The sequence below is a fragment of the Novosphingobium sp. PASSN1 genome, from assembly GCF_002278815.1.
In genome coordinates, this window is record NZ_NKIS01000002.1 from 142,336 (window position 1) to 159,114 (window position 16,779).

Here is a 16,779-nt window from a genome sequence, read left to right on the forward strand (position 1 = left end):
ATGTCCGGCGCGGCCCAGCCGTTTACCGCGCCAGCAGCGTCCGCGCCTGGCTGGCGAGCTGCGCGAGCATCGCAGGGGCAACCCCGCCCGCCCCTTGCGCACGGCCCGTCAGCGCGCGGAAATTGCGGACCGGGGCGGTCTGCGCTTCCAACCACTGCGCCACCGCCACAGCGGGATCCTGCCCGGCAGCGCGGGCGAGGAAATCGAGGCGCATCTGCTGGAAATCGCGCGCCAGGCCCGCGACGAGCAGCCGCTCCCACGGATCGGACGGGCTCATCCGGCTGGCCACCTGCTGCGCCCAATCGAGCCCCAGCGCCGAGCCGAGGGCGGAGAACGCAGCCGTCAGCAAGGCCGGATCGATCGCGCGCGTGGCGGCGAGATGCGCGAGGCCAATGGCCCCGTCCATATCGACGAGATGCGCAATACGCTGCGCCACGTGCTCTGGCACACCGGCGTCGGTCAGCTCCGCCAGCATGCGCCGCGCCTGCACTTTGGCCTCGCCCTGCAGCAGTTCGCCAGTGGCAGCCGCCAGTTGGGAGACGCCGGGGGCGAGCTGCGCGATGAGCTTGCCCGGTTCGGTACTGCCATGCCCGGCGCGCAGCACATCGGCGATATGGCCCCGCAGCACGGCGGCCACGCGCCCATAGAGCGAGAGCCGCACTTGTTCGGGCATCGCATCGCCGTCCGGTCCATCGAGCAGCGCCCAGATCCCTTTGAGATCGAGCAGCCGCGCCGCCACGACGAAGGCCGAGGCCACTTGCGCAAGGCTGACGCCTTCCTCTTCAACCAGTTCGAAGGGATGCACCGGCCCGAGATCGTTGACGATCCGGTTGGCCAGCTTGGTCGCGATCAGTTCGCGGCGGAGGCGGTGGCTGCGGATGTCCTCGGCAAAGGTTTCCTGCATCTGTGGCGGGAAGGCGGCGAAGAGATCGGCTTCCAGCACCGGATCATCGACCACCGCGCTTTCTTCCAGCGCGCGCTGCAGCACCAGCTTGGAGCTGGACAGCAGTACGGCCAGTTCGGGCCGGGTGAAGCCGTGCCCGCCAGCAGCGCGGCGCAGCATGTCCTCGCTGGAGGCAAGCCCTTCCGTCTTGCGGTCAAGGTCGCCGTTCTCTTCGAGCACATCGACCAGCCGCGCATAGGCCGGAGCCGCCCCTGCCCCGCCGCGTTCGGCGATGGAGAGCGCGAGAGCCTGCAGGCGGTTGTCCTCCAATACGAGCTGGGCGACGTCATCGGTCATCGCGGTCAGCAGCGCGACGCGGCCTTCCTCGTCGAGACGCCCTGCGCGCTTGGCCGAGGCGAGCGCGATCTTGATATTGACCTCATTGTCCGAACAATCGACGCCCGCCGAATTGTCGATGAAGTCGGTGTTGATACGCCCGCCGCGCCCGTTTGCGCCCGCCAGCGAATATTCGATGCGCCCGGCCTGCGTGGTGCCAAGGTTCGCGCCCTCGCCGATCACGCGGGCGCGGATTTCCGCACCGTTCACGCGCAGGGCATCGTTGGCGGGATCACCCACCGCGACGTTGTTTTCGCTCGAGGCCTTCACATACGTGCCGATGCCGCCGAACCAGAGCAGATCGACCGGCGCCTTGAGGATCGCGGTAATCAGCAATTCGGGATCGAGTTCAGCGTCCTCGATGCGGAGCAGCGCGCGAATCTCGTCCGTGAGCGGGATCTGCTTCATCGACCGGGCGAACACGCCGCCGCCGCAAGAAATCAGCGCCTTGTCATAGTCGTCCCAGCTCGAACGCGGCAGCGCGAACAGGCGCGCGCGTTCGGCCCAGCTCGCCGCCGGATCTGGCGCGGGATCGAGGAAGATATGGCGGTGATCGAACGCCGCCACCACCTTGAGCGCCTTCGAGAGCAGCATCCCGTTGCCGAACACGTCGCCCGACATGTCGCCGCAGCCCGCCACCGTGATCGGCTGGGTCTGCACGTCGACGCCCAGTTCGCGGAAATGGCGCTGCACCGAAAGCCACGCGCCGCGCGCGGTGATGCCCATGGCCTTGTGGTCATAGCCCTTGGAGCCGCCGCTGGCGAACGCATCATCGAGCCAGAAGCCCTTGGCCTCGGCGATGGCATTGGCGATGTCGGAGAACGTCGCGGTGCCCTTGTCTGCGGCGACGACGAAATAGGGGTCCTCGCCGTCGCGGATCACCACGCCCGCTGGATGGACCACCGCGCCGCCAACGATATTGTCCGTCACCGAAAGCAGCGTGCGGATGAACACTTCGTAGCTCGCGCGGCCCTCCGCCTGCCAGGCATCGCGCGCGCGGACCGGATCGGGCAGCTGCTTGGGATAGAAGCCGCCCTTCGCGCCCGTTGGCACGATCACCGCGTTCTTCACGCGCTGCGCCTTCATCAGGCCAAGCACTTCGATGCGGAAATCGTCGCGCCGGTCTGACCAGCGCAGGCCGCCGCGCGCGACGGGGCCAGCGCGCAAGTGGATGCCCTCCACACGCGGACTGTAGACGAAGATTTCGCGCCACGGCACGGGCTTGGGCAGGCCCGGAACCAGCGCCGAATCGATCTTGAAGGCCAGCGCCTCGGCAGCGGCGGGCGCGAAGGCATTGGTGCGCAGGATCGCCTCGGCCAGCGCGCGGAACTGGCGCAGCAGGCGATCATCGTTGATCGCGGCAACGCCCGCGAGGCCGGTGCGGATCTGCTCGGCAAAGCGGGCTTCGGCCGCGGCGCGGTCTTCCGCAAAGGCGGGATCGTGGCGCGCGAGGAACAAGCCGATCAGCCCGCGTGTCACCACAGGCGCGCTGCGCAGGGCTTCAACCGCCGTGGCGATCGAGAAGGTCATCCCCGCCTGCCGCAGATAGCGATACCATGCCCGCATCCAGTTCGCGCCGCGCGCGGTGAGCCCGGCGGTGACGATCAGGCGGTTGAACAGGTCGTCTTCCGCTCCGCCATTGAGCACGGCGGCCAGCGATTCCTCGATGGCCTCGGCCCGCGCCAGCAGCGCCTCGGCATCGATCCCTTCGGGCAGCGCCACGAGGAAATCATGGATGAAGCCGAGCCGCCCCTTGTCGAGCGCGGTCGGCACTTCTTCCAGCACGCGGAAGCCGAAGTTTTCCAGCACCGGCACCGCATCAGACAGCACGATAGCGCCCTCGCGCTGGTAGAGCTTGAGGCGCAGGCCTTCCTCGCCCGGCAGGCGGTGGAGCCGCGCCGCGCGGCGGGGAGCGCCTACGAGGGTGAGCGCGCGCAGCACGCGGATATCGCCCGCCGCTTCCGCCGGGCCATAGGCACTGCGATAGCCAATCGGGAACGCATCGGCATAGCGCGCGGCAATCGCGGCGGCGCGCGCCGGGTCTTCGCCCTTGGCCAGTTCGGCTTCCACCGCCGCGCCCCAGCCGCGCACCATCGCCTGCAAGGCCGCATCGAGCGGTGCTTCGTCAGGAACGGGCGCGCCATCGCGGATGTCGATGACAAAGCGCATTACCGCCAGCGTGCTGCCCTCGACCGAGAGGCTCCAATCGAGGATCGGCGCATCGGTCGCCGCTTCGAGCAGGGCCTGCACGCGGTGACGCAACTCTGCCGAATGCACATCGCGCGGCAGCCACACGAAGGCAAACAAGTGGCGGGCGAGCGGCGCGGCGACCAGGGCCAGCCGGGGCCGCGGCCGATCGATCAGCGTCATCATCGTGGTTGCCACGCGTTCGAGATCGGCATCGTCGAAGCTGATCAGGAGATCATGCGGCAGCGCAGTGAGCGCGTGCGCCAGCGCCTTGCCGGCATGGCCGTTGGGCGCGAAGCCGAACTTGTCCATCAGCGTATCAAGCTGGCTGCGCATGCGCGGAATGCGATCAGGCGCGGCGGCCAGCGCGGCGCTGGTCCATACCCCGGCGTGAACTGAAAGCGCGGTGACTTTGCCGCCTTCCATCACCGGCACAATGAACAGATCGAGCGGCACGCGGCGGTGAACCCGCGCGATGCGGTTGGCCTTGACGATCAGCGGGCTGCGCGGGGCATCTGCGCCGCGTTCACCCAGCCGGTCGAACCACTTGAACGCCTGATCGTAGCTGGACTTCGCCAACAGCGGTTCATCGCTGGCGCGGCAGATGCCCAGCGCCTCGCCCAGCGTCCCATCGCGGCGGCGCACCACATGGCCGAGCTGCGTCAGCATCCCGTCCGCCAGCCAGCGCAGCAGCGCCGCGCCTTCCTGATCGGGCAGGGTGCGCGCATCTTCCTGCATCGCCGCCTGCATCCGCGGCCAATCGGCGACGGCGGCATGCACGTCGGCCAGCGTGGCGCGCAGCGCAGCAAGCAGCGCGCGGCGCTCCCGTGCATCAACGCGCTCGGTTTCGAGATAGACAATCGATTCGCGGCGCTCACCCACGGCATCGCCTTCGGGCAGGCCGATCAGGTTGCCTTCGGGATCGCGCCGCACCGCGACCACCGGATGGACCAGCCGATCAATCGCCAGCCCTTGCGCCGAGATCGCCCCGGCAATCGAATCGACGAGGAACGGCATGTCATCATTGATCACCGCGATGCGCAGATAGCGCGAACCGCCCGCCGCGCCCGATGGCCCGCTGATGCTCTCGATCGCGATGGCCGGTTCGGCCCCCTTGCGCTGCGCGGCCGCGCTCAGGGTGAAATGCGCCGCTTCGGCAATGCGGCCCGGATCGAAATCCGCTGCCTCGGTGGGGAGCAGGGCTCCGGCAAAACGCGCAGCCAGGGCTTGCGCCAGTATTGCGTCCACGCCTGCGTCGGCGGTCTTGGTAGCCATGGTCGCTCCTGCATCCCGGCGCTGTCAGACCTGATCGGCGGCGCGCCTTCTTGTCATCTCGGGTGCGCAATAATATGTCACACCCATGAACTAATCATGCGGAGCCTACTCCGGCATCAGCGCAGAGGCAAGCGGGAGAAGCCTTAGGAATTAAGTGAGATTGGGTATCAGGCCGCGATGGGCATCTCCGCCTTCAGGGCCTCCATCGTCAGCGCCAGACTGCGATGGCGCAGCGCTGGATCGAAGGTGGAGCCCGAAACGATAAGCTCGTCCGCCCCGGTGCGCGCGCGGAAAGCGGCCAAACGCTCCCTTACGGTTTTGACCGAGCCGATGGCGCTCACCTGCCGCATGTGATCGAGCATGGCGAGCGAGGAGGGATGCAGGCTCTCGCGGTAGCCGGGCACGGGCGGCGGCAGCTTGCCCGGCGATCCGGTGCGCAGCCGCACGAACGACTGGTCCATCGAGGAGGCGAGCAGCACCGCTTCCTCATCCGTATCCGCCGCAATCACATTGATCGCCGCCATGACATACGGCTTGTCCAGCCGCTCCGAAGGCTGGAACCGCTCGCGATAGAGAGTCAGCGCCGCATCGAGGTGATCGGGCGCGAAGTGCGAGGCGAAGGCATAAGGCAGACCGAGCATCGCCGCGAGCTGCGCGCCAAACAGGCTGGAGCCGAGGATCCACATTTCCGGATTGGCGCCGAGACCGGGCGTCGCCTGCAGCGGCAGGCGCGGATCGCCAGCGAAGTGCAGCTGGATCTCGACCACGTCGTTGGGAAAGCTCTCCGCTGCGGCATGGATATCCTTGTGCAGCGCGCGCAGGATGCGCTGGTCGGCCCCCGGCGCGCGGCCCAGCCCCAAGTCGATCCGCCCCGGAAACAGCGCATCGAGCGCGCCGAACTGTTCGGCAATCACCAGCGGGTTGTGGTTGGGCAGCATGATCCCGCCCGCACCCAGCCGGATGCGCGACGTGGCATTGCCGAGATGCGCGAGCACCACCGAAACCGCCGCGCCGGCGATGCCTTCCATGCCGTGATGTTCGGCCACCCATAAGCGATTGTAGCCCAGCTCTTCCGCCGTGCGAGCCAGCGCGGCGGCGTCGGCCATCGCCTCGCTCACCGTGCCGCCTTCGCGCACGGGGACGAGATCGAGGACCGACAGCTTGAGATCAGAGAGGCTCATCGCGGTGTCTCCGGTGGTGCGGCAGCAGGGAGTACGGCAGGTGCAGCCGATCTGGGGGCTGGCCCGATCTGTTCAAGATAACCCTTCGCGGTCAAGGCTTCCGGGCTGTCCGCCGCCAGCGCCACGACCGAGTTCCACGATTTGCGCGCCGCATCCTCGCGCCCATCGAGCATGGCGATCACCCCGGCTTCAAGCCCGATCTGCCCGGCCAGCGGATCGCCGTGCGCGGCAAGGCTGGCGGCCACTTCGATATCGCGCTGGGCCCGTTCGAAGTTCTTGTCGCGCCGGGCCAGCGTGGCAGAGAGCAGCCAACCTTCGGGATCATTGGGCGCAAGCCGGTGCGCTTCCTCCAGCGCGCCGCTCGCCTCGGGCAGGCGGTTCTGCGCCACCAGCGCGCGGGCACGATCGATCTGCACCGCGCCGCGACTGGCGTTCTCCTCCGCGCTCGGTGCCTTGGACGGCGGATCGGCGAGGGCCTTCTCGAACCACGCCAGCGCGGCATCGGTCTTCCCGCCAGCAAGCGCGGCATTGCCGGCCATGGCCTGAAGCGCGGCGCGCGCGGCGATATCGGTTGCGGGCACTTGCTCGGCGCTTGTCGCAAAGGCGGTTTCCGCGCCGGCATAGTCACCCGAATCCACCAGCAACTGCCCAAGGCACTGCGCCGCCGCGCCGCGTTCCGGATTGGCGGGAGCGACCGGTGTTTGCGCCAACCAGGTCCGCGCCGCCGTGATCGCAGCGGCCGGGTTCTCCCGCGCGGCGGCCAGACAGCGAGAATAGCGCGAGGTCGCCGGGCGCGCCGGGGCAGAGGCAGGGGCAGGATTGGCGCTTTGCGTGGCAGGCTGCGCCGCGCCTGGCAGCGGCGGCGGCACTTCGGTCGCGCGCTTGCGGCGCGGGATCGGCAGCGGCGATGGCTCCATCGGGCGCGGATTGGGGCCGATCTGGTGCCACACCTCGCGTCCGCTCGTCGCAGGACCAGCCGCAATGGCATCGGGCATGGCAAAAGCGAGAGCGAGGGTCAGCAGCATCACGAAATCCTTACTGCCGCGCGCCAGCCAGCGCGTCCAGCGCGGCGAGCAGCACGGCGATGTCCGCGGGGCGGGACAGCCGGTGGTCCCCGTCCTTGATGAGCGTCACCTGCACATCGGCTGAACGCAGCGCGGCGGCCAGCTTCAGCGAAATCTCCCACGGCACATCGCCATCGGCCTGCCCGTGGATCAGCCGCACCGGCCCTTCGAAGGCGATGACGGACTTTGGGCCGCGCGCCAGCAACAAGCTGTCCTGCCCAGCCGCCCAGAACTTCGCATAAGTCGGCGTCGCCTCGGGGCCATAGGGGTTGGGCTGCAGTAGCGTTTCCCCGCGCGCCATTTGCGCTTTCTGGGCGTCGTCATAGCCCCAGTCGGTGAAATCCGGTGCAGGCGCGAGGCCGACGAGCGCCGCGGCCCGCGGCCCCAGCGCCTCGGCCAGCAGCAGCATCAGCCAGCCGCCCATGCTCGATCCGCACAGGATCACGCGCGCGATGCCAAGCCCGTCCAGCAGCGCGATCACTTCATCGCACCACTGCGGAAGGCTCTTTTCGGCAAACACGCCCTCGCTCTCACCCAGCCCGGTATAATCGAGCAACAGGCACGCCCGCCCGCTGGTCTGCGCATGGGCGAACACCGCCTGCGCCTTGCCCCCGCTCATGTCCGACATGTAGCCGGGCAGGAACACGGTGACGGGGCCTGCGCCCTCAAGGTAGCGATAGGCCATGCGTTCGCCCGAAGGCAGCGTGAAGTGCTGGATCATGCAACCCTTTTGCCAGCGCGGGCGCAACGGTCAAATGCTCACAAACGCTATCTTTACGCCCCGCTGCTAAACCGGCGGCCATGAACGACCGTCTGTCTGCCGCGCAAGGCTGGTTCACCGCCAGCCGGAGCGCCCTCATCGCGCTGTTTGCGCTGTTCGCGGCCCTGCGCGGGGCGGCGATCCTGCTCGATGTGACGCCGACTTCGGATGCGGACTGGTACTACAAGCGCGCGGCCGATCTGGCCGCTGGCCTCGGTTATGTGAGCATCAACGGCGCGCCCACCGCCTATTGGCCGCCGGGCTGGCCGATGGCGATGAGCGTGGCCTTCCGCGTGCTGGGCACCTCGACGCTCACCGTCGGCCTGCTCAATCTGGCGAGCGCCGTGCTGGCGGGGTGGCTGACCTACGACCTGGCGCGCCGCCTGTTTGGCTCCGAACTGGCGGGCCGCCTCGCGCTGCTGTTGCTGGCGGTCTACCCCAATTCGATCCTCTATGTGCCGCTGGCGCTGACGGAGGTGTTCTACACCACCCTGCTGCTGGCGGGTTGCTGGCTGCTGATCGCGCGCAAGGGGGCGCTGCGGCTAGTCTTTGCAGGGCTGGTGTTCGGCCTCGCCACGCTGGTCAAGGCGCAGACGCTGGTGGTCATTCCGCTGATCTGCCTGATCGGCCTGCTGCGCGATGGCCAGATCATCCGCCGCACCCCCGGCGTGATCGCGCGCGGGGCGTTCATCATCGCAGTCGCCGCGCTGGTCGTCGCGCCGTGGACGATCCGCAACCACGAGGTGATGGGCGCTTGGATTCCGGTTTCGACCAATGGCGGGATCACGCTGCTGACGGGCAACAACGACAGCGCGCGCGGTGGGTTCACGCCGGACGACGCGGTGGTGAAGGCGCTCGATGCGCGCACCGGCCTCACCGAGATGGAATACGATGCCGAAGCCAGCCGCCTCGGCAAGGAATGGATCAAGGCGCACCCGGCGCAGTTCGCGAAGCTGATGCCGATGAAGCTCTTCCGCCTCTGGGGGCCGGACGGCGAAGGGCAGTGGGCCTATGAGACCGGCTCTCCGGCATGGCAGGCCGCGCCATGGGCCTTCACTCTGCTGCGCGCGGTGAACCAGCTTTGGTACTTCGCGCTGCTCGGCCTGTTCGCGCTCGCCGCCGTGCTGATGGTGCGTCAGCGCCGCGCAGAAGGCGCGCGCGTCATCGACTGGTGGCTGCTGCCCTACGGCATCGCGCTCTATCCCAGCGCCATCGCGATGGTCTTTTCGGGCCAATCGCGGTTCCACTACCCGGTCATGCCGTTCGTTTGCATGGCAGCCGGGTGGGTGCTGGCCGAATGGCTGAGCCGCCGCATGGCCCGGAAGGCATAACTGCCCCTTCCGCCAAGCGGCGGATTCTGCCAAAGCGCCGCTGAATATCAGCGAGAGCGTCCATGTCCGAAATGTTCAAGATCACCCTGCCCGATGGTTCGAGCCGCGAAGTAGCGCCCGGCACCACTCCGGCAGACATTGCCGCCGCGATCGGCCCGGGCCTGGCCAAGGCCGCCATCGGCGCGCGCGTGAACGGTGAGCTGTTCGACATCACCCGCCCCTTCGAAGGCGATGCCGCGCTCGCGCTCGTCACCGCGCGCGATGAAGCCGATGCGCTCGAACTGGTGCGCCACGATTTTGCCCACGTGCTGGCCGAAGCGGTGCAGAGCCTGTTCCCCGGCACGCAGATCACCTTCGGCCCGAGCACGGACGACGGCTTCTACTACGACTTCGCCCCGAAGGACCGCGCCTTCACCGAGGATGATCTCCCCGCCATCGAGGAAGCGATGCGCAAGATCATCGCGGCGGACAAGCCGCTCCGCCGCGAAGTGTGGAGCCGCGCCGATCTAATCGCGCGCTGGCAGGCCGAGGGCGAGACCTTCAAGGCCGAATGGGCTGCCGAGCTCCCGGAGAACGAGGAACTGACGGTCTACTGGTCGGGCAGCGACTGGCTCGACATGTGCCGCGGCCCGCACTTGGCCTCCACTGGCAAGCTCGATCCCGCCGCCTTCAAGCTCACGCGCGTTTCGGGTGCCTACTGGCGCGGCGATCAGGCCAACGCGATGCTCAGCCGCGTCTACGGCACCGGCTGGCTTAACAAGAAGCAATTGGACGCGCACCTCACGCGGCTCGAAGAAGCCGCCAAGCGCGATCACCGCAAGCTGGGCGCGGAGATGGACTTGTTCCACCTCCAGCAGGAAGCCCACGGCAGCGTGTTCTGGCACCCCAAGGGCTACCGCATCTGGCGCGAACTGGAGGCCTATATGCGCCGCGCCATCGATGGTGCGGGCTACCGCGAGGTCAAGACCCCGCAGGTGATGGACGCGCGCCAGTGGGAGCAGTCCGGCCACTGGGGCAAGTACCGCGAGAACATGTTCGTCATCCCCGACGAAGTGCCGAACACCGAGGACGAAGGCCCGGTCATCAGCGGCGAGGCCGACTGGATGGCCTTGAAGCCGATGAACTGCCCGGCGCACGTGCTGATCTTCCGGCAGGGCCTCAAGTCCTATCGCGAGCTGCCGCTGCGCCTCTATGAAAACGGCTGCTGCCACCGCAACGAGCCCCACGGCGCGCTCCACGGGCTGATGCGCGTGCGCCAGTTCACGCAGGACGACGCGCATATCTTCTGCCGCGAGGACCAGATCGTGTCCGAAGTGCGCGCCTTCTGCGAACTGGCGGACCGGATCTACAAGGACTTCGGCTTCACCTATTCGATCAAGCTCGCGCTGCGCCCCGAAAAGCGCTTCGGCACCGAAGAGATGTGGGACATGGCCGAAACCGAACTGCGCAACGCCGTGGTCGAATCGGGTCTCGCCACGGCGGAATATGGCTGGGAGGAACTCCCCGGCGAAGGCGCGTTCTATGCGCCCAAGCTCGAATGGCACCTGACAGACGCCATCGGCCGCACCTGGCAGGTCGGCACGATCCAGTCGGACCGCGTGCTGCCGGACCGCCTCGATGCCGCCTATGTCGGCGAGGATGGCGAGAAGCACCGCCCGGTCATGCTGCACCGCGCGATCTTCGGTTCGTATGAACGCTTCATCGGCATCCTGATCGAGCATTTCGCGGGCCGCCTGCCCGCATGGCTCGCCCCGGTGCAGGCGGTGGTCGCGACCATCGTCTCCGATGCTGACGACTATGCACACGAGGCGACCGCCGCGCTGCGCGCCGCCGGCATCCGCACCGAGACCGACACGCGCAACGAGAAGATCAACTACAAGGTGCGCGAACACTCCTTGCAGAAGGTCCCCTACCTGCTGGTCGTCGGTAAGCGCGAGGCGGAGGAAGGCACTGTAGCGATCCGCACGCTGGGTGAACGGCACCAGAAGGTCGTGCCGCTGGCCGAAGCCATCGCGATGCTGAAGGCTGAAGCGACCCCGCCGGATCTTCGCGCCTGATCGAGCTTCTCGATCTGCCAACGCTGTCTCTGGCGCTGTGCGCGCTGGCGGCGTTCATCGCGGCTTTCGTGCGCGGCATGGCGGGTTTCGGCATGGCGATCCTGCTCGTGCCGCTGATCGGGCTGGTCATCCCGCCGGGCGAGGCGGTGGTGGTGTCCAACATGCTGGGGCTGTTCATCGGCCTCGTCGGCGCGCGCAAGGTGTGGCACGCAGGCGAGAAAAGCGCCGGGGTGATCGGCGGCCTCGCCATGCTGATGACCCCGCTGGGCCTCCTCGCCCTGTTCGCAACGCCGCCTGCCGCCGCGCGCGTGCTGATCGCGCTGGTTGCCATCGGTGCGTTCCTGCTGGTGCTGCTCCCAGCCAAACCCGGCCACGCCCCCGGCAAGATTGAAACCGGGCTGACCGGCGCGGCGGCAGGCCTGCTGACCGGGTTCGCCGGAATGCCGGGCCCGCCCGTCGTCCCCTATTACTTGCGCCGCCCGATCCCGCGCGAGGTGGCGCGCGCCTCGATGCTCACGGTGTTCCTGCTGACGTCCACTGCCAGCACCGCAGCGGCGCTCGCGCTGCGGCTCGCTTCGTGGCGCGATGCAGTGTTTGCGTTGATCCTGTTCGTGCCCGTGCTCATCGGCAATCATTTCGGCAGCCTAGCCTTCGGCAAAGTGAGCGATGCACTGTGGCGCGGCTTTGTCGGGTTCCTGCTGGCGCTTTCGGGGCTCATGGCAGTGGTCCGGCTGCTCGGCTGAATGGCCTGCGGGCTGGTCCGCCATAGGTAACGCCAAATAAACCCTCTCCGGTCCATAGGTGTCCGCCACAGGACCAGCGGACGGACAGCCGATGACGATCAACTTCCCCGAACTCGCGCGGCAGGCGGCTGCTGACGGCGTCATTACGGCCGAAGAAGTGCTGGCCATGCGCCGCGCAGCCTGGCCCGACGGACGGATCGATCAGCCCGAGGCCGAAGCCATCCTCGCGATCAACGATGTGGTCAGCACGAAAAGCCCCGAATGGATCGATTTCCTCGTCGAAGCGGTCGGCGAATATGTCCTCAATGGCACGGAGCCGCGCGGATATGTTGCGGATGAGACCGCCGACTGGCTGATCGCTCGGCTCGACCGCGACGGGCGGCTGGATTCGCAGGCAGAACTCGAACTTCTCGTCCGCGTGCTCGAAAAGGCACTCGGCACGCCGGACCGGCTCAAGGACTATGCCCTCGCCCAGATCGAGCGCGCCGTGCTGACGGGCGAAGGCCCGACGCGCGATGCCGGTATACTTGGGGGCGGTACGCTCAGCGCCGGTTCGATCACCGAGGCCGAATGCAAGCTGCTGCGCCGCGTGATCTTCGCCAGCGGCGGGGATCGCCCCTCTGCGGTGAGCCAGCGCGAAGCGGAGATGCTCTTCCGCCTCAAGGACGCGAGCCTTGGCGCGCCCAATGCCGCCGAATGGCAGCGCCTGTTCGTGCAGGGCGTGGGCAATTATCTGCAAGGCTGGACCGGTGGCCGCCCCCTCAGCCGCGACCGCGCCGCTCATCTCGAAAGCTTCATGAACGAGCACTCCCACGGGCTTGGCAGCTTCTTCGGCCGCATGAGCCAGGTGGGCGGCAGCGATCTGGCCCGCGCCGCACGGGATGTGTTCGGCGGCGGCCAGCCAGCTGAGCGCGACTATGCCGGGGAAGCAGACAGCGATGCTGCGCTCACCTCGCCAGAGAAAGCCTGGCTCGATGGCCGCATCGAGGCCGATGGCCGCACCGACCCGCTGGAAGAGGCGCTGATCGCGTTCCTCGCCGAAGGATGATTTCGTCCTTTACTCCGCGTTAGGTATTGAAAGCACAGGAAACGTTTACCCGCTGCGGCGCATCATCGCGCCGTTGCAGTGGGGACACGTATGCAGATGCCAGCCAGAATGCTGCCGGTTGATCAGGTGGGCGAAAGCCGCCGGGTCCAGCGCATGCGCGCAGTCGATTCGCAGCAGGGCCAGATTGGCGGGCGCGTTCAGCGCATCTTCGATATTTCCCGCTATGGCTGCCAGATCGAATCGGGCGACCTTGCGGACGGGGCCAATGGCCAGTTCGTCGAGATCGATTTCGGCACGGTGGTCACCCGCGCGATCATCCGCTGGTCAGATCGGGCACGCCTTGGCCTTGAATTCACGCGGCCTTTGGGTTCGCGGCAGGTCGATGCGCTTCTGGCTGAACCCGCACCTATCCGCCTGCGCAGGCTCTAAGCTGCTGGCTTGATCGCTGCGGCAGGCTTGTACTTCGCCGCGTCGGTCGTGAACTCGGCGTGCCCAAGGCTGCCGAGGTAACCACGCACTTTGCCGACCAGTCGCTGGTCGGCAAAGTGCCGCACCACCGGCGTTTTGGCGGCAACGCCGTAGAACCGCATCTGCCCCATCAGGCCCACACCGACCGCCGCCGCGCGCAGCTTGTCGATCGCGCGGATCTTCACGCCGAAACGCGCTGCAGCCTTTTCGCTGCCATCGCAGAAGTTCTGCATGAAATAGACTTTGGCAAACGAGCGTTCGAGCCGATCACGCACTTTGCCCTGCGGCGTGGTGGCATCGACGAGATCGGCCTCCATCGTCGCGCGCAGCAGGCCGCCGCAGGTCGCCTCGTCAAACCCGGCGCGCAGCGAAAGCGCGCGGGCGTTCCATGCATCGACGATCCCGCGCGGGGTTTGCGCCAGCAAGTCTTCCGGCAGGCCGAGCAGAAAGCAGCGATAGCGCGAAAGCTCGATCTGCGCGCGTTCCTCGGGCGTGAAATCCTCGCGCCCGTCCTTGAGCACCTTGGACGAGATCAGGAAGTCCGAGATCAGCCCGGCGGGCATCTGGTCCACTTGCGGGATCGGAATGCCATAAATGCGCTGATCCCAGCGCATTCTGTTTCCTTGGCTGTTGGAGAGCACATTGAAGCGCACCATCGAATGCATCAGCCGCACCATGGCCGCCGCCTTGAAGCCTGCACCGAAGCGAGCGAGCGCGCCGGGCAGCAGTGACGTGCCGAAGAACGTCGCGGTTTCCTTGATCCGGCGCGCGGCGGTCTTGTTGGAAAGCGTGCCCGTCAGCGCCATAGGCAGCGCGGCATACTTGTTCATGAAGGTGGCGATGAACGCCCCCCGGATCGCCCAGGGCGCGACATTGGCAAAGGACACGCGCTGCAGCCGCGCGCCTTCTTCCACCATCTGCATGTCCACCCACGCGGGCGTGGCTTCCATCGAGCGGATGAAGGTGACAAGCTCGGCAGGCGCACCCTCGACCGCCTCGACACCCTTGTCGCAGGCCTCGACCAGCATATCGACCAGCCGCTTGAACCCATGTTCGGGCATCAGCGCGGCATAGGGATCGGCCAGCGCATCGCCCATCATGGTGTAAGCGCCGATGCGCTCCATGAGTTCGCGATTTTCCAGCAGCTTGGCCGCGACCTTGGGGTGGCCGCGCAGTTCGCTGCCCGCAATATCGCCATCCAGCAAAAGGCGCTCGGGTTGGACCGAAAAATCGACCGCGCCATACATCGCCGGATTGTCGGTCCGCTGCGCCGCGATCCGGGCGCGCAATTCGGCGATCGGTGTGGCCACTCCGGTCAGACCGTGAAGCTTTCGCCGCAGCCGCACGAGCCCTTGGCATTGGGGTTCTGGAACACGAAACCGGCGGTGAAATCGTCTTCCTGCCAGTCCATCGTGCTGCCGATCAGATAGAGCACCGAACCGCTATCGATGAAGAACGTGCCGCCCGGCGTCTCGATCCGCTCGTCCATCGGATTGGCTGCGGAAACATAGTCCACCGAATAGGCCAGACCCGAACAGCCGCGGCGCGGGGTGGAAAGCTTGACGCCGATGGCCCCTTCCGGCGCTTCCGCCATGAGCTTGGCAACGCGCGCCTCTGCCGATGGCGTGAGGATGACCGCAGCAGGGCGCTGGCGGATCTTCGGGCGAGTGGTGGTGTCTGTGGTCATGGCTTCACCTATATGGGTATCGCTCAAAGCATTCCCAGTTCAAGCTTCGCGTCATCGCTCATCTTTTGCGGATCCCACGCCGGATCCCACACCAGATTGACCTCGGCATCACGCACGCCGGGCACGGCTTCGACGCGCAGCTGCACTTCGGCGGGCATCGATTCGGCCACCGGGCAGTGCGGCGTGGTCAGGGTCATCGTCACCATGACCGAGCCGCCCTCTTCCACATCGACGCCGTAGATCAGCCCCAGATCGTAGATATTGACCGGGATTTCCGGATCGAAAATCTCTTTCAGCGCGGCGATCACGCCTTCGTAGATGTCTCCGCCCGGCTCACCCGGCGCGGCGGCGGCGGGCTGCTCAGCCAGAAAACCGTCCAGATAGTCGCGCTTGCGCTCCAGCTTCTCGGCAGGCGTTTCAACGGCCTCTTCCACGCGCGCCCGGCGCGGCGGCTCGACGCCTTCGACTTCCTCGATCTCGATCCGGTTCATCGACATTTCCTTACCCGAAAATCTTCATGGTCCGCTCGATCCCGCGCAGCAGCGCGGCGATGTCGCTTTCATCGCTATAGATGCCGAAGCTGGCGCGCGCGGTGGCGGGCACGCCAAGGTGCTCCATCAGCGGCTGCGCGCAGTGATGGCCCGCGCGGATCGCCACATTTTCCTCATCGAGGATCGTGCCAAGATCGTGCGGGTGCACGCCTTCGAGCGCAAAGCTGACGATCCCGGCGCTGTCTTCCGGCCCGAACAGGCGCACCGAATTGATCCGCCCCAGTTCCGCGCGCGCCATGGCGACGAGCCGCGCTTCATGGGCATGGATCGCGGCGAGGCCGTTTGCAGTCAGGAAATCCGCCGCCGCGCCAAAGGCAATCGCCTCGACAATCGCGGGGGTGCCCGCCTCGAAGCGCTGCGGCGCAGGCGCCCAGGTCGTCTCGGCAAAGGTCACGCGGTCGATCATCGAGCCGCCGCCCTGCCACGGCGGCATCGCGTCCAGCAGATCCTTCTTCGCCCACAGCGCGCCGATCCCGGTCGGGCCATAGAGCTTGTGGGCCGAGAACACGTAGAAATCACAGCCGAGCGCCGCGACATCCACCGGCAACCGCGCCGCCGACTGGCAGCCATCGAGCAGGATCTTTGCGCCAACACCATGCGCCAAGGCAACCGCGCGCGGCGCATCGAGCACCGAGCCGAGCACGTTGGACACATGCGCGAAGGCCACCAGCTTGTGCGCCGGGGTGAGCATGCGCTCCGCCGCGTCGAGGTCGATGCGCCCATCAGCCGTCAGCGGGCAGACGTCGATTTCAAGGCCGGTCCGGGCGCGGATCAGCTGCCAGGGCACGATGTTCGAATGGTGCTCCAGCTGCGAAAGCAGCACGCGGTCACCGGGCTTGAGGTTCGCCGTGCCCCACGACTGCGTAACGAGATTGATCGCCTCGGTCGCGCCGCGCGTGAACACCAGTTCGTCCTCGCGCCCGCCGATCAGCGCCGCCACGGTGCGGCGCGCGGATTCATAGGCCAGCGTCATCTCGGCCGAGCGGGTATAGACGCCCCGGTGCACGGTTGCGTAGTCAGCGCCCATCGCGCGGACCATTGCATCGATCACGCTCTGCGGCTTCTGCGCGGTCGCGGCAGTATCGAGGTAGTGCCAGCGCTGGCCCTCTGCGTTGAGGAGGCCGGGCCATTCTGCGGTGCGGGTCATG

The 16,779-nt window shown here is 67.3% G+C and carries 13 protein-coding genes; 5 read left to right on the top strand and 8 right to left on the bottom strand.

The window, feature by feature from the left end; translation table 11 throughout:
* Nucleotides 1–22: 22 nt before the first annotated feature.
* The 4 genes from CFE35_RS03625 to CFE35_RS03640 all read right to left on the bottom strand — a co-directional run bounded on the left by CFE35_RS03625 (nt 23) and on the right by CFE35_RS03640 (nt 7,707).
* A complete protein-coding gene (locus tag CFE35_RS03625; RefSeq protein WP_292928052.1) occupies nt 23–4,741 on the bottom strand; it encodes an NAD-glutamate dehydrogenase domain-containing protein in 4,719 nt (1,572 codons plus the stop codon).
* A gap of 167 nt (nt 4,742–4,908) precedes the next feature.
* Entirely contained in the window at nt 4,909–5,922 is a 1,014-nt protein-coding gene (locus CFE35_RS03630; RefSeq protein ID WP_292928054.1) for an LLM class flavin-dependent oxidoreductase, read from the bottom strand.
* Entirely contained in the window at nt 5,919–6,947 is a 1,029-nt protein-coding gene (locus CFE35_RS03635) for a tetratricopeptide repeat protein (protein ID WP_292928056.1), read from the bottom strand. The genes CFE35_RS03630 and CFE35_RS03635 overlap by 4 nt, the downstream gene beginning before the upstream one ends.
* Nucleotides 6,948–6,957: 10 nt before the next feature.
* The gene (locus CFE35_RS03640; protein WP_292928058.1) at nt 6,958–7,707 is read right to left on the bottom strand and encodes an alpha/beta hydrolase; all 750 of its coding nucleotides are present in this window, start codon (nt 7,705–7,707) and stop codon (nt 6,958–6,960) included.
* 80 nt (nt 7,708–7,787) lie between these two features.
* Here CFE35_RS03640 and CFE35_RS03645 point away from each other — a divergent pair, with 80 nt between their 5' ends.
* The 5 genes from CFE35_RS03645 to CFE35_RS03665 all read left to right on the top strand — a co-directional run bounded on the left by CFE35_RS03645 (nt 7,788) and on the right by CFE35_RS03665 (nt 13,354).
* On the top strand, nt 7,788–9,077 hold the full coding sequence (locus CFE35_RS03645) for a glycosyltransferase family 39 protein (RefSeq protein ID WP_292928060.1): 1,290 nt from the start codon (nt 7,788–7,790) through the stop codon (nt 9,075–9,077).
* Nucleotides 9,078–9,139: 62 nt separating this feature from the next.
* Nucleotides 9,140–11,134: a threonine--tRNA ligase gene (thrS, locus tag CFE35_RS03650; protein WP_292928062.1), complete on the top strand. Its 1,995-nt coding sequence runs from the start codon at nt 9,140–9,142 to the stop codon at nt 11,132–11,134.
* Between the two features lie 44 nt (nt 11,135–11,178).
* Nucleotides 11,179–11,877 carry a sulfite exporter TauE/SafE family protein gene (locus CFE35_RS03655; RefSeq protein WP_292928847.1) on the top strand — a complete coding sequence of 233 codons (699 nt, stop codon included), beginning with the start codon at nt 11,179–11,181 and terminating at the stop codon, nt 11,875–11,877.
* 91 nt (nt 11,878–11,968) lie between these two features.
* The gene (locus CFE35_RS03660) at nt 11,969–12,925 is read left to right on the top strand and encodes a hypothetical protein (protein ID WP_292928064.1); all 957 of its coding nucleotides are present in this window, start codon (nt 11,969–11,971) and stop codon (nt 12,923–12,925) included.
* A 108-nt stretch (nt 12,926–13,033) separates the two neighbouring features.
* A complete protein-coding gene (locus CFE35_RS03665) occupies nt 13,034–13,354 on the top strand; it encodes a PilZ domain-containing protein (protein ID WP_292928066.1) in 321 nt (106 codons plus the stop codon).
* Here the strand turns inward: CFE35_RS03665 and CFE35_RS03670 are convergent.
* From CFE35_RS03670 to CFE35_RS03685, 4 genes are read right to left on the bottom strand one after another with little or no spacing between them, the layout of a single operon-like run.
* On the bottom strand, nt 13,351–14,703 hold the full coding sequence (locus CFE35_RS03670) for an oxygenase MpaB family protein (protein WP_292928068.1): 1,353 nt from the start codon (nt 14,701–14,703) through the stop codon (nt 13,351–13,353). The two genes, CFE35_RS03665 and CFE35_RS03670, sit on opposite strands and share 4 nt — an antisense overlap.
* A 5-nt stretch (nt 14,704–14,708) precedes the next feature.
* Nucleotides 14,709–15,080, bottom strand: a complete 372-nt coding sequence (locus CFE35_RS03675) for an iron-sulfur cluster assembly accessory protein (protein WP_292928070.1) — start codon at nt 15,078–15,080, stop codon at nt 14,709–14,711.
* A 23-nt stretch (nt 15,081–15,103) separates the two neighbouring features.
* A complete protein-coding gene (locus tag CFE35_RS03680; protein WP_292928072.1) occupies nt 15,104–15,577 on the bottom strand; it encodes an SUF system Fe-S cluster assembly protein in 474 nt (157 codons plus the stop codon).
* Nucleotides 15,578–15,581: 4 nt separating this feature from the next.
* Nucleotides 15,582–16,778 carry a cysteine desulfurase gene (locus CFE35_RS03685; RefSeq protein ID WP_292928074.1) on the bottom strand — a complete coding sequence of 399 codons (1,197 nt, stop codon included), beginning with the start codon at nt 16,776–16,778 and terminating at the stop codon, nt 15,582–15,584.
* Nucleotide 16,779 lies beyond the last annotated feature (1 nt).